This is a genomic window from Paenibacillus sp. 01T424 (assembly GCF_056398745.1).
The window spans coordinates 25,649-38,763 of record NZ_JBFTPZ010000032.1 but is presented as its reverse complement, the minus strand read 5'-3'; the positions used below and the strand labels follow the sequence as shown (position 1 = coordinate 38,763).

12 protein-coding genes and 1 pseudogene are annotated in these 13,115 nt (G+C 44.0%); 5 read left to right on the top strand and 8 right to left on the bottom strand.

Annotation, left to right across the window (positions count from 1 at the left end; translation table 11 throughout):
* Positions 1 to 31: 31 nt before the first annotated feature.
* Together AC1DPK_RS22735 and AC1DPK_RS22730 are read right to left on the bottom strand one after the other, a co-directional pair.
* On the bottom strand, positions 32 to 1,474 hold the full coding sequence (locus AC1DPK_RS22735; protein WP_441881798.1) for a DHA2 family efflux MFS transporter permease subunit: 1,443 nt from the start codon (positions 1,472 to 1,474) through the stop codon (positions 32 to 34).
* Between the two features lie 57 nt (positions 1,475 to 1,531).
* Positions 1,532 to 2,116 (bottom strand): TetR/AcrR family transcriptional regulator, encoded by a 585-nt coding sequence (locus AC1DPK_RS22730; protein ID WP_477511728.1) that lies wholly within the window; start codon positions 2,114 to 2,116, stop codon positions 1,532 to 1,534.
* 212 nt (positions 2,117 to 2,328) lie between these two features.
* On the opposite strand from AC1DPK_RS22730, the gene AC1DPK_RS22725 reads away from it, so the two are divergent.
* A complete protein-coding gene (locus AC1DPK_RS22725; protein ID WP_477511727.1) occupies positions 2,329 to 3,318 on the top strand; it encodes an aldo/keto reductase family protein in 990 nt (329 codons plus the stop codon).
* Positions 3,319 to 3,332: 14 nt separating this feature from the next.
* Here the strand turns inward: AC1DPK_RS22725 and AC1DPK_RS22720 are convergent, their stop codons facing one another.
* The 6 genes and pseudogenes from AC1DPK_RS22720 to AC1DPK_RS22695 form a co-directional block, all read right to left on the bottom strand.
* A complete protein-coding gene (locus AC1DPK_RS22720; RefSeq protein ID WP_477511726.1) occupies positions 3,333 to 4,226 on the bottom strand; it encodes a LysR substrate-binding domain-containing protein in 894 nt (297 codons plus the stop codon).
* Between the two features lie 177 nt (positions 4,227 to 4,403).
* A complete protein-coding gene (locus tag AC1DPK_RS22715) occupies positions 4,404 to 5,030 on the bottom strand; it encodes an FMN-dependent NADH-azoreductase (RefSeq protein WP_076266669.1) in 627 nt (208 codons plus the stop codon).
* Positions 5,031 to 5,189: 159 nt separating this feature from the next.
* On the bottom strand, positions 5,190 to 5,849 hold the full coding sequence (locus AC1DPK_RS22710; RefSeq protein ID WP_441881687.1) for a response regulator: 660 nt from the start codon (positions 5,847 to 5,849) through the stop codon (positions 5,190 to 5,192).
* 9 nt (positions 5,850 to 5,858) lie between these two features.
* Entirely contained in the window at positions 5,859 to 7,511 is a 1,653-nt protein-coding gene (locus tag AC1DPK_RS22705) for a GAF domain-containing sensor histidine kinase (protein WP_441881690.1), read from the bottom strand.
* Positions 7,512 to 7,618: 107 nt separating this feature from the next.
* Positions 7,619 to 7,948, bottom strand: a pseudogene (locus AC1DPK_RS22700) (MFS transporter); the annotation flags it as partial.
* The gene (locus tag AC1DPK_RS22695) at positions 7,918 to 8,145 is read right to left on the bottom strand and encodes a hypothetical protein (protein WP_477511725.1); all 228 of its coding nucleotides are present in this window, start codon (positions 8,143 to 8,145) and stop codon (positions 7,918 to 7,920) included. The gene AC1DPK_RS22695 and the pseudogene AC1DPK_RS22700, both read right to left, overlap by 31 nt.
* A gap of 152 nt (positions 8,146 to 8,297) precedes the next feature.
* Here AC1DPK_RS22695 and AC1DPK_RS22690 point away from each other — a divergent pair, with 152 nt between their 5' ends.
* The 4 genes from AC1DPK_RS22690 to AC1DPK_RS22675 all read left to right on the top strand — a co-directional run bounded on the left by AC1DPK_RS22690 (position 8,298) and on the right by AC1DPK_RS22675 (position 13,088).
* Positions 8,298 to 9,239: a ribose-phosphate diphosphokinase gene (locus tag AC1DPK_RS22690; protein WP_477511724.1), complete on the top strand. Its 942-nt coding sequence runs from the start codon at positions 8,298 to 8,300 to the stop codon at positions 9,237 to 9,239.
* Positions 9,240 to 9,391: 152 nt separating this feature from the next.
* Positions 9,392 to 10,861: a spore germination protein gene (locus AC1DPK_RS22685; protein WP_477511723.1), complete on the top strand. Its 1,470-nt coding sequence runs from the start codon at positions 9,392 to 9,394 to the stop codon at positions 10,859 to 10,861.
* A gap of 5 nt (positions 10,862 to 10,866) precedes the next feature.
* Entirely contained in the window at positions 10,867 to 11,967 is a 1,101-nt protein-coding gene (locus AC1DPK_RS22680; protein ID WP_477511722.1) for a GerAB/ArcD/ProY family transporter, read from the top strand.
* The gene (locus tag AC1DPK_RS22675; RefSeq protein ID WP_477511721.1) at positions 11,964 to 13,088 is read left to right on the top strand and encodes a Ger(x)C family spore germination protein; all 1,125 of its coding nucleotides are present in this window, start codon (positions 11,964 to 11,966) and stop codon (positions 13,086 to 13,088) included. Before AC1DPK_RS22680 ends, AC1DPK_RS22675 begins: the two co-directional genes overlap by 4 nt.
* Positions 13,089 to 13,115: the final 27 nt, after the last annotated feature.

Below are 13,115 nucleotides of genomic sequence, written 5' to 3'. Positions count from 1 at the left end.
TCCCATAGACTGTCTCTAGTATTCAAATCTATTAATGCTGTTTGCTCACATGAACCCGTTTAATGAAGAAAGCAACGATCAAACCGATAATGGCAACAATCATAGCGAAAATAAATGCGTTCTGAATTCCTGCTGTCAACGCAAGCGGAGCATTGGCCGGATCTGTAGGATCAGCCACATCCTTCATAAAGCCGGTCATTCCTGCGGTCATAATACTTACTGCAACTGCGGTACCGATAGCGCCAGCGACCTGCTGCAGTGTATTCATAATCGCCGTACCATCCGGGTACAGCTCGCGTGGCAGCTGGTTGAGCCCGTTTGTTTGTGCAGGCATCCATACCATCGAAATACCGATCATCAAGCATGAATGAAGAACAATAATTAATGTAATCGTTGATGCTGTCGTTATGCCTGAGAAGAACCATAGCGCAGCGGCAACGATGACAAGACCTGGAATAACGAGCCACTTAGGACCAAACTTATCGAACAGGCTGCCCATAATGGGAGACATAATTCCGTTAATAAGTCCCCCTGGCAGCATAATGAGGCCAGCTGTCAGTGCACTAAGACCAAGTCCACTGATCAAATACATAGGCAGAACGAGCATAGAAGATAAAATAACCATCATACAAATAAATACCATTAACGTTCCTACAACAAACATCGGATGCTTAAACGCCCGTAAGTTCATCATCGGCTGCTTCATCGTCAATTGACGAACAGCGAAAATCGCAAGGGACAATATACCAACGATCATGGTCGCAATCACTTTTGTACTGCCCCAGCCGCCTTCACCTTCACCCGCGCTGCTAAAGGCAAACACAATACCGCCGAACCCTAGCGTTGAGAATACGAGAGAAAAAATATCAATTTTCGGTTTTGTTATGGTAGATACATTTTGCATATACATAATCCCGAATAATAGTGCAATGACTAGGAACGGAAGCGACAACCAGAAAATCCAGTGCCAGCTTAAGTTTTCAATCAAGAGTCCTGCAATCGTCGGGCCTACAGCAGGCGCAACCATAATAACAAGCCCAATTACACCCATTGCCGCTCCCCGCTTCTCAGCCGGGAAAATAATAAGAATTGTGTTAAACATAAGCGGCAGCAAAAGCGCCGTTCCAACTGCTTGGATAACACGCGCAGCCATAAGAACTTCAAAGCTTGGTGCGAGCGCCGCTACCAATGTTCCTAGTACGGAGAAACTAAGTGCTGCTATGAATAGCTGCCTTGTCGAGAACCATTGAAGCAGCAGCCCCGATACAGGAACCAATATGCCCAGCGTCAGCAAGTATCCCGTTGTCAACCACTGTACCGTTGGCGCCGTGATATCAAAGACGCGAATTAAATCGCTTAGTGCCACATTTAATGCCGTTTCACTAAACATTCCGATAAAGCCGCTTAATAATAATGAAATCATAATGGGGATTACTTTATATTTTTGCCCCGTATTTTGTTGCGATTCTGTCATTGTTGCTTGCAAGCCTTCCACTCTCCTATTATCTATCTAGCATTTATTCATGACTTCTCATAGAGAAGGACATTTATTAATGATATACGGCAAACATTTCGTTGCGGATAACAACGGCTGCTTGTCCCGATTCGTCAGCGTTAGAATAAGCGCACCTTCCAATAAGGAAACGGTGACGACGCCAACCTCAACTGCTCTAGTCTCTTCCATTCCAAGCTGAACCAGCCTCTCGGAAATCACGTTCTGCCATGCTGCAAATACACCTTGTCCAGCTGCTCTCAGCTTCTCGCTAATCGATGAGGTTTCGACTGCCATCCAGAAGCTAAACGGCATATAACCCTTATAATCAAACTTCTCTGCATCATCGGCCATATCAAATACAAAAGCCTGAACGGCTTCAGCAGGGTCCTCATAATCAGCAAATTTCTTTCTCCATTTCTCAATAACAAGCTCCTTCGTGCAGTTAATGCATTCCAGCGCAAGCTCTTCCTTGCCGTTTGGGAAATAATAATAAAGAGATCCCTTCGGACAATCACTTTCTTTAATAATTTGGCTTAATCCCGTCGCATGATAGCCCTGCGTAAAAAAAAGCCTAGCTGCCGTATCAAGTATGGCATGCCTTGTATTATGTTTTTCCGACATTGATTCACTCCTCGATTATAACGATCGGTCTATATAATAAAAACATTGATCCGCTTATCAAGTCAACCTTTTTTTATATCCAGTAACAATAGAACCATTCGTCCTTCGATCCTATTAATACATAAATCAACTTAATAATTCGTTTATTATATATTTTTAATATTAAATATAGGTTGCTATAATCAGATTTACATTGAAAGGAGGAATGAAACATGAATTATAGGAAACTAGGTAAAAGCGGCTTATTAGTAAGCGAAGTGGCTCTCGGAAACTGGATAACCCACGGTGCACAAGTGGATGACAACACCGCACAAGCATGCGTAAATGCTGCACTAAACGCTGGAATTTCAACTTTCGATACTGCTGATGCTTATTCGGAGACGAGGGCGGAATCGGTCTTAGGTCATTGTTTAAAGGGAATACGTCGTGAAAGTATTGAATTGTGCACGAAGGTTTTTCATCCAACAGGGAACGGGCATAACGATAGAGGGTTATCACGCAAGCATATTATGGAATCCTGCCATGCTTCACTTCGCAGATTACAGACGGACTATATTGATATTTATTACGCTCACCGATTTGATACGACCGTATCGCTTGAAGAGACATTTGTGGCGTTTTCCGATTTGGTTCGACAAGGAAAAGTTTTGTATATCGGCGTAAGTGAGTGGACAGCAGATCAGATAACGCAAGGATCGGCTTTGGCAAGGGAGCTGAAAGTTCCTTTTGTTGCGAGTCAACCCCAATATTCTATGCTTTGGCGGGTTATTGAAGCCGAGGTTATTCCCGCTTGCGAGCGTGAAGGAATTGGTCAGATTGTCTGGTCACCACTTGCGCAAGGTATTCTTTCCGGTAAGTATGCTCCTGACAAGCCTATACCAGAAGGCTCGCGCGCTTCTACGGCCGCTGGTTCGCCGTTTTTCAAACGTTTGGCAGGACAATGGTTGAATAAAGAAGTCCTTCAGGCAATAGAACAACTAGGGCCGATTGCACAAAAATGCAACTTAACGCTGTCACAGCTCGCGGTAGCGTGGGTTTTGCAAAACCCGCAGGTGTCCTCCGTTATCATTGGCGCCTCAAAGCCGGAGCAGGTATTAGAAAACGTAAAAGCAGCAGGAGTTAGTCTAGATGCTGAGATCGTAGTGCAAATAAATAACATATTAAAAGACGTTGCTCAGTTTGATGCTAGTAAAACCGGTTAGAGCGTTCACACAAATCAGCTTGTCTGGTTAGCGGCTGTTTCCTCCACTACTTTTAGAAAATGAGTCAGAACCGTTTCACTCTTCTCTGTTTTCCAGGTTGCATAAAGAGGAACACGCGGTGTATCCTCATCAAATGATCGAAATACGACATCACTGCGTTGAAACACGGAAACCGAAGAGGGAACAATTGAGATGCCAATGCCTGCAGCTGCCAGATTTACAATCGTGTACATTTGAACAGCTTCCTGCACGATGCGAGGCTGAAATCCATGCTGCCTGCAAAAATCTACAATCAGGTCATGAAATGAAGCCCCCATATGATGTGGTGATAAGATAAAGGGTTCTTCCCTCAAAGAATGCAGTGAAACGGTTGGTTGATCGGCTAACGGATGTGTTTTGAGCAATACAGCAACTAGTGATTCGTTCGTGAACAGTCTGGATGTGATATGTTTTGAAGGGTCCAGCAACCGATGGAATCCAACATCAATTTCTCCATCATGCAGCGCTTTCAGTTGCTCAGCAGATGTCATTTCAGATAATGTAACCTGTACATCTGGGAAACGTTCTCGATATTTCTTTAGAACATTGACCATCATACCGCCTGCTGCTGAATCCACAAACCCGATGGATAAATTGCCTATTTTCCCTTCACTTGCAAGTTGTGTCATCTTTATCGATCGTTCCAAATGAGCAACTATGTTTCTCGATTCCTCCAAAAATATCGCACCGGCTGTCGTAAGTCGAACCTGTCTCTTGGTTCGTTCCAGAAGTTTCACACCAAGCTCATCCTCAAGAACTTGAATTTGTTGGCTTAGTGGAGGCTGAGTCATATTCAGTTTTTGGGCAGCACGGTTAAAATGCAGCTCTTCTGCTACTGCGATAAAATAACGCAGCTTTTTCAAGTCCATAGACATCATACCTCTTCCTATTTTAGCTCTGATTTATCAACTTTTCGTCCATGCTTTCCTATCGCCATCGTACCCGATCACGTATCACACCGCAAATTTTTATTAACGGTTTGAATTTATCCACATACAAAAAGGCAGCCGAAATTATTCGGCTGCCTTCGCATTTAAACGGTTGATTTAGAAACGAGCAGCTGATGCTGCTGCTTCCTCAAGACCTTTTGCTACAATAGCTTCTGCTTGGTCAGGAAGTTGGTTGTGACCTTCAATGATGATGCTCTCTAGGTTAGTCACACCGTAGAAGCCCATTACTGTGCGGATAAAGTTATGTGCCATTTCAACCGAAGCTGCAGGGCCTTCGGAATAAATGCCGCCGCGAGCAGTAAGCAATACGACTTTTTTATCAGTGATCAGACCAACTGGGCCTTCAGCTGTATATTTGAACGTTTTGCCAGCTTGTGAAAGGTAGTCGATATAAGTGTGCAATACTGCAGGAACAGTGAAGTTCCAAAGCGGGAATGCAAATACCACTTTATCCGCCGCAAGAAATTGATTCATATATTTGTCCGAAACAGCAACAGCTGCTTGCTCTTCAGGTGTAAGGTCATAACCGCGAGCTGCTTTGAAGTTACCGTTAATCATATCAGCGTTCATGTAAGGCAAGTTTTCATTGAACAAATCAAGCTCAACCACTGTGTCTTCTGGATGGCTAGCTTTAAAGCTGTCTAGAAAAGATTGATATAGCTTAACGCTGACTGCTTGTTCGATTCCGCGATCGTTTGCTTTAATAAATAATACTGTACTCATTATATATTTCCCTCCAAGATGTTTGTTTACTTTTTGTAAGTACCTTAATTGTATATAGTTTTAGAGCAACAATCATCGGTAAATAGACCGAAAAATCGACATAAAAAAACCGCCAAAGGCGGAGAGCTAGTCTTACGACTATAGTCTTACGTCAGCGTGTTATTCAGGTTCTCGCATTAACTGCACCGCGTATAACGCAGCTTGTGTTCGGTCCGTTAAATCCAATTTGCTTAAAATGCTGCTCACATGCGTTTTGACTGTTTTCTCCGCTACAGTGAGCGAGTGAGCGATATCTTTGTTGCTCATTCCTTTGGTAAGCAATTGCAGCACCTCCAGCTCTCTCGGAGTCAATATTTCACTTAACTCACGAATAGGCAGCCCTTTCACCGAACTAATCTGCGGCGATACTTGAGCGAGTAACGCACTCGCTATATCCGGATGCAGCTGAATATTCCCTTTATAGGCGCTGCGAATCGCTTCTGCAAGCTGATCAGGTTCTACATCCTTCAGCATATACCCAGCAGCTCCGGATTGTAGAGCAGGGACGATATGACTCCGATCCGAGAAACTGGTGAGCACAAGCACTTTAATATCCGGATTTTGCCTAGCGATTAAATTGCTCGCTTCGATCCCGTCCATAATCGGCATGTTCAGATCCATCAGTATGATATCAGGCTTTAGTTCAGCAGCTTTTTCTACCGCTTCCTTGCCGTTATTCGCTTCACCCACCAGCTCAAAATCAGGCTGCATGCTTAGAAAAAAAGAAATTCCCTTCAACACAATTTGATGATCATCTACGAGCAATATTTTTATCGTCAAAACAGTTCCTCATTCCTCTTCCCACATTTCCATTTCCGTTGCAATTGGTATAACAGCAGTTACCATTGTAGGTTGCCCTTTTCCGCCCGTTATCGTTAGCTCTCCGCCAAGCGTTTCTGCACGTTCCCGCATCGTTAGCATACCCATGGTCAGTTTTCCTTTACGCTTCTCTTGCGAAAAACCGCGGCCTCGATCCAAAATTTCCAAGCAGGCGCGAGACTCTGTTTTGATGAGCCGCACATAAACGGTATTCGTATCTGCATGTTTCCTTACATTATTAAGCGCCTCTTGCCCGATTCTCCAAAGGGCTTCTTCAATCGCACGCGGAAGCTCGCGAACGCCCTCCACCTTCTCATACACGGTTAAATCCATGCTCTTGCCATATTGCTTAAGCGCAGTAATTAGCCCATGCTCAAGACCTGCCGGCCGCAGCTGCCATATCAGCGTTCTCATTTCCTTCAGCGCTTCCTGTGACAGCTGTCTTATTTCTTGCAACGATCGTTCCACGACAGGTTCTTTGCCTGCCAGCACCGTCTCGGCGCCCTTCGCTAGAAAGGATAAAGAGAAAACCTTTTGAATAACCGAATCATGCAAATCTCTAGCCATTCGATTTCGCTCTTCCATGCGCGCGAGCTCGCGCCGCTGCTCATATACCCGCAAATTTTCTACGCTTAACGTGAAATGATCCCCAAGCGAATACATGAAGTCCTCTAAGTAATCATCAAACTGCTTGCCTAACTGACTGCTTACAAACAGAACACCAATCGGGCGGCTGCGAATGCGAAGCGGTATTGCGACTGCTGATGAGAACGGTGGTATCCCTATCGATGATAAGGACGAGCAGGAATTGCTGTCGCATTCGGACTGTTTGACTAGACGATTCTCATGAAACGCTTTGCTAACCATCCCGCCTTGATCGATGGCAAGCGAAAGCCACTCTTTTCGGACGTGATTGTCTGTATAATGTGCGCGAAGCGATAATTGCTCTTGTTCATACATAAATAACGATACATGCTGCCAGTTGAACGTATCGCCTATATGGCTCACTGCTTGCAGTGGCAGATGATTTATATCTTGTATGGCGTTTATTTTCTGAATAACATCACCAAGCTTCGCATAATGAATCGCATGCTGCTCCTGCACCTGATACAGGCGGATTCGCTTAATTGCCGTTCCGATCTGATAAGCAACGGCTTGCAGAAGTGCAAGCTCCTCCTCAGTAAAACGATCCTTGCCAGCTTCAGCAACATTTAACAAGCCGAATTGATCCGTTCCTGCTCTTAGCGGAACCGTCGCATGATGAGTAACACCCTCATTATCACCAAGCTTGTTCGTGATGGCATATGTAATTCTTGAGCATTCTATAATATTTACCGCTTGATCCAGCTTGTTTTGCTTAAAGCTTTCAATGCACCAGCAAACCTCGCCGCACATGACCGCCTGATTGTTTGCCGCTAAACCTTGAGGCAAATTATGTGTAGCCACGCAAAGATTTTCACTTTTATTGTCAATCATAAATATCCAGCCCGTAGTAAAACCTGTAACCTGCAGCAACTTGGCAAGCACATCATTCAGCATTTGATCCATGTCGTTTGTGCTGTTAAGTGTCTCTGCTATCTCCTTCAATGCGACCAGCTCATAAGCTCTTTTTTCTCTGGACATGCTTCCACTTCCTTCTAAGCACACATTATACACCTACCTGAACAGCAAAAAAAAGAGCCTATCCAAAGCAGCTTGCACTGCTTAAGCTGGATGGCAGGCTCTTTGGATTAGCGCTTTCGAAACGGCTTTTTGATCAAAAGAATATAACAGGCTACAGCACCTAGCTCTGCAATGGCTATCCAAATTCCCATAGGGAGAGCATTTGCGCTGCCGCCAAGACCAACGAGCGGTGAAATCATGCCCCCAAATGTAAAGGATAATAACCCGAGCAATGCAGATGCACTGCCCGCAGCATAGCCATGCTTTTGCATCGCTAAGGAGAAGCCAGTCGTCGAAATAATACCAACGCTTGCTACAACAAAAAACAATGGCACAAGAATCGCAGCGAGCGGCGCGTCAATTAATATCATGATAAGCAATATTCCGCCAGCTGATGCCGAACAAGAGACGAGCTTGTAACGAAATCATCCGTTAGCTGCGGCAGCGCCGGCAAATACATGTCAAGGGACAACGACCCAAACGCGGAGAGCGATCCAAGCAAGAGGATCAGCCAAAGCCGTTTAATGCCAGTGGATTGATTTTGAGTTTGGATTTTTTTCTGAGCAAGCAAGTAGGGCATCTCCTTCTGTGGCACTTTTTCCTCGCTCCACTTTATCACCTTTCCTTATTTGTTCCAATAGAAAAGTCGTTTCATCAAATATTTGTCCTCTTTTGTTTTGTTTGTTATGATTGAGCTAATAATGTCGTTTAACGTAGCATCTTGTAGCTACCATTTAGGAGGATCACATGCAAAAGATTAAAATTTTCTCCGGCACTTCGAACCAGAAGTTGGCTGAGGAGTTATGTAAAGAACTTGAGCTCCCGCTAGGCAATGTTGCAATATCAAGGCATCAAAGCGGTGAGATTCATGTTTCATACGGAGAACCTATTCGTACTTGTGACGTATTCATCGTCCAATCACTTTCCCATCCCGTTAATGAGCATTTAATCGAAACACTCGTCATGATAGACGCTGCCAAACGAGCATCAGCGAAAACCATTAATATCGTTATGCCATATTATGGTTATGCACGTCAGGAAAGAAAATCGGCACCGCGGGAGCCCATCTCCGCTAAGATGGTAGCCGATGTATTGACTACTGTTGGAGCAAACCGAATCATTACCGTCGATTTGCATGCTGATCCGATTCAAGGCTTCTTCGATATTCCAGTCGATCATTTAACGGCGCTTGATTTGATCATTGATTATTTGCGAAGCAAAAACATCAAAAACCCTGTTGTCGTATCGCCAGATGCGGGCCGAGCTACAACAGCCGAGAAACTTGCCGGCTTGCTTGACTGTCCATTTGCGATCATGATCAAAAATCGTCCCGCTCATAATCAGTCTGAAATCACGCATATCATCGGTGATGTTGAAGACATGACACCAATTATTATTGAAGACTTAATTGATACAGGCAGCACAATTGTAAACGTCGTAGAGGCGCTTAAGAAAAAAGGCGCGCATGATTCCTACATATGCGCAACACATGGACTGTTCTCAGCCAATGCGCTTGAGAAGCTGGATCATCCGAACATCCGTGAGGTCGTTATTACAGATACGATCAGTATCTGTCAAGAGCATTCGAGTAAATTTGTCGTACTGCCGATGTCCCCGCTCCTTGCAACCGCCATTAAAATCATTACCGAAGGCGGCTCGATTGCAACGTTGTTTAAATCAGGCTCATAGGCCGTCAGTAAAGCAAAATAACATATAACATCAATTATGCCCCCTTGCTCTTTCGCAAGGGGGTATTTATTTTGCATGCGTATAGCTATGGTAAACCGTGGCAAAATAGGTGTATCAATCAAGACGGCAGCGGGGATGGGAGGACGCAAACAATGGATCAAACAGAACCTATCAGCTCAGACCTGAAAGTAAATATAGAACGTATAAAAGAGATTTTTTCGGATACAAGCGATTTAGTCATAAGGAATCTAACGATCAAGCAAACAACTGAGCAAGCAGCGCTCATCTACATCGATGGGCTGACAGATGGAGCAGCAATTAATAGCGACGTCCTTCGTCCCTTGCAGCTAGATTCGAGCGGGGGAAAACCCGGTGATGAGTTAATGATGACCATTGGACAAATCGTACCCGAAACGGATTGGTACCAAATTGAGATCGCAATACTGCACGGTAAATCCATATTATTCGTGAGCGGCAGAGAGACAGCCTATGTGCTTGGCACAAGCGGCTGGCCGCAGCGGGCAATCGAAGATCCACAAATGGAAGCCTCCTTAAAAGGCGCCCATCAAGGCTTTGTCGAAACCAGCGGCCAAAATATCGCTATGATCAGACGTTATATCCCGAATCGCGAATTAAAAATGAAACGGCTGATTGTCGGCCGGCGCGGCCAGACCTCCGTAACGATTATTTACCTGGAGGATGTAATGAATCCTCAATTGTTAAACGATCTTAAGGATCGCATTCAAAAGATTGACGTAGATGTCATTTTAAACACGGGAGAGCTGGCAGAGCTGATCGAGGATAATCCCTACTCACTCTTCCCGCAATTCGTTCTTACTGAGCGGCCAGATTCTGCAGCATCGCAAATTTTGCAAGGAAGATGTGTCGTTGTCGTTGATCGCTCGCCAAGCGTACTCGTTGCTCCAGTCAGCTTCTACTCTTATTTCCAAAGTATCGACGATTATAGTACTCGTTGGTCCATTGCAACCTTTTTGAGGCTGCTGCGAATGTTTGCATTTATTACAGCTACATTTTTGCCTGCCTTTTATATCGCAGTTGTTTCCTTCCATATCGAGATCATTCCAATGAAGCTGCTGCTCACCCTAGGTGAATCACGTGGACAAGTACCGTTTCCACCTTTTGTGGAGGCCATTATAATGGAAATCACATTGGAAATGCTCCGTGAAGCTGGCGTCCGGCTGCCTGCCCCCGTTGGCCAAACTGTTGGCATCGTTGGAGGTATTGTGATTGGACAAGCTGTCGTTCAAGCTGGCTTAATAAGCAATGTTATGGTTATCGTTGTAGCATTTACAGCCATTTCTTCATTTATTTTGCCAAACTACGATATGGTTGCAGCCGTTCGTTTAATCCGTTTCATGCTCATGATTTTATCTTCACTGTTTGGGTTTGTTGGGATCATTATTGGTTTGATGACGATGATCGCTCATTTATTAACGCTTAAATCGCTAGGCATGCCATATGGAAGCCCACTGGCTCCGCTCCGCTTCTCAGATTTGAAGGACACCCTAATTCGAGCACCATTATGGCTGATGGAAAAGAGACCAAAAAACGCGCTCCCGCTTCAAGAAAAACGTCAAACAAACACTCGGAAGGAGGATTGAGCATATTGACGAACACCGAAGGTAATACGATAACTTCGATGCAATTTATTTTTATTATTTCCGGTATTCAGATTAGTGTTGCCGTCCTTTCCTTGCCGAGGAAATTAGCAGAAATAGCAGGAACGGATGGCTGGATTTCCATTCTAATTGGTTATGTCATCAGTCTTCTATGCGGGTATATCATTATTATGGTGATGAGACATTGTTCTGATCAAACATTAATTGATGCGCTGCCTGCAATGATGGGGAAATGGCTTGCCAAAGGATTTACCCTATTGTTGGCCTTTTTTTTCCTTACCCTTATGTATGACGGTCTTGTGCGCACCATCCTGATTATTAAAATTTGGCTCCTGCCAAACACACAGTCCTACATACTCATGATTCTGCTGTTAATACCCGCTTATAAAATCGCTATAAACGGTCCTCGCATCTTAGGACGATATGCAGAGCTAGTAGCTGTCATATCATGCTGGTTGCCCTTTGTTTATCTATTTACCCTGAAATATGCTCATTGGCTCAATTTACTGCCTATATTAAAAGTAGGTTGGCTGCCCGTCTTGTCGGCGGTGAAAGCAACGATTTATCCGAACCTGGGGCTGGCTGCCGTTTTTATATTTTATCCTTATTTAGTTAAGAAGGATAAAGCTGCTTCTTCACTTTTTATATCCAATACAATTACCCTTTCTGTACATCTATTTATTACAATCATATGCTTCATTTACTTCAGTCCCCATGAAATCACACTTTATAATGATCCAATCATCAGTATTCTCAAAACAATTGAATTTCGCTTTATTGAACGGATTGAGGTGCCTTTCATCGCGTTTTATTTGTTCGTCTTCTCACTCGTTTGGATTCCGTCTATGTATATCGTCTCTTTTTGCATAAGCAAGGTTTTCGGGCTAAGCAGCCATCGTATCCCATTACGTATCTTGTGCATTATTCTTGCGATAGCTACTTTTATTCACCTCCCCTCATTCAAGCAAAGCGATCAAATTGAATTATGGCTTACTTGGTTTGGTTTTGGGATGGAATATATACTCCCTAGTCTACTGCTGATATACATGGTCATTTACAAACGAATACACCGGAGGGCTGATCTATGAAGCTGCGCCTCTTTTTTGTATGTTGCTTGTTCATTACGATTTGCCTTACTGCATCCGCCTGCGGGGATCAGCTGTATTTAGAAAATGCGGCAACACCGCTTGCTCTTGGCATGGACCTAGATAAAAATGAGAAATTTCATTTTTATTCTTCCGCTCCTGTTTTCAGCAAAAACATAAAGAAAAAGAGTCAAGAAACATCAGGAAGCGCTAATTCGCTTCGGCAATCCAAAGCGATTCAAGACTCGCAATCAAGCGGCTCCATCCAAGGTCGAAATTACCAAGTGATTCTCCTTGGCAGACATTTTCTGAGTTACGAGGATTGGTTTCCAATGCTTGATGTGTTGTTTCGTGATGCAAGAAACACAGTAACCGACAGAGTTATTGCTGTTGATGGCTCTTTAGATGAGGTATTTTCACTAAATCCTCCTGATCAGCCGCTGCTTCCTATTCTGCTCAGAGGCATGGTGGACACCAAATCGATAAAATCGGAAACGTATGCGACGACCGCCCAAGAATTTCACAGGCAGTTTTATGATAAAGGCTTAACGCCTTACATTGCAGAAGTGAAGATCGTCAATAATCAGGTTAGGCTGAAAGGTTCCGCTTTGCTGAATCCGAAAGGCAAATATGAGCTTTCATTGGGCCCCCAAGAAACGATCATGCTAAGCATTTTGCAGAAACAAGCGGCACCGGGCTTCAGCTTGTCCTATCCTATTCCCGGTGAACCCGTAAACGGGCCATTCGAAACGAATATTTTGAGCCTAACTGGCGCCAAAGTAAAAACAAAAATCAAAACTACCTATGAAAACAATAAATTCAAGTTTGATATCCACGTGAAGACAAGGGTCGGTCTCTCCGAGCATCTATTCCCTTTCAATGTAGAGAAGGATGATAAAAAGCTGGAAAAACAGGTTGCTGTTCTCATGCAGGAGCAATTTACGAGCATTATCGAGAAACTGCAAAAACATAAAATCGATCCCATAGGGCTTGGAGTGTATGCAAGAGCAAAGGAATACGAGAAATTTTGCAAGGTAGAGGATCATTGGAGTGAAGCATTTGCGAATGCTGAAGTGCGTGTAAAGGTAGATTTAGAAATCACTTCAATGGGGCCTGTTAAGTAAGTATCGAGGGATTAAAAAAGAAGGATA

Bases quoted from the DNA above. Each gene is read 5' to 3' on its own strand.
- AC1DPK_RS22735 (WP_441881798.1), bottom strand. From the start codon at position 1,474: ATGACAGAATCGCAACAAAATACGGGGCAAAAATATAAAGTAATCCCC.
- AC1DPK_RS22730 (WP_477511728.1), bottom strand. From the start codon at position 2,116: ATGTCGGAAAAACATAATACAAGGCATGCCATACTTGATACGGCAGCT.
- AC1DPK_RS22725 (WP_477511727.1), top strand. From the start codon at position 2,329: ATGAATTATAGGAAACTAGGTAAAAGCGGCTTATTAGTAAGCGAAGTG.
- AC1DPK_RS22720 (WP_477511726.1), bottom strand. From the start codon at position 4,226: ATGGACTTGAAAAAGCTGCGTTATTTTATCGCAGTAGCAGAAGAGCTG.
- AC1DPK_RS22715 (WP_076266669.1), bottom strand. From the start codon at position 5,030: ATGAGTACAGTATTATTTATTAAAGCAAACGATCGCGGAATCGAACAA.
- AC1DPK_RS22705 (WP_441881690.1), bottom strand. From the start codon at position 7,511: ATGTCCAGAGAAAAAAGAGCTTATGAGCTGGTCGCATTGAAGGAGATA.
- AC1DPK_RS22690 (WP_477511724.1), top strand. From the start codon at position 8,298: ATGCAAAAGATTAAAATTTTCTCCGGCACTTCGAACCAGAAGTTGGCT.
- AC1DPK_RS22685 (WP_477511723.1), top strand. From the start codon at position 9,392: ATGGATCAAACAGAACCTATCAGCTCAGACCTGAAAGTAAATATAGAA.
- AC1DPK_RS22675 (WP_477511721.1), top strand. From the start codon at position 11,964: ATGAAGCTGCGCCTCTTTTTTGTATGTTGCTTGTTCATTACGATTTGC.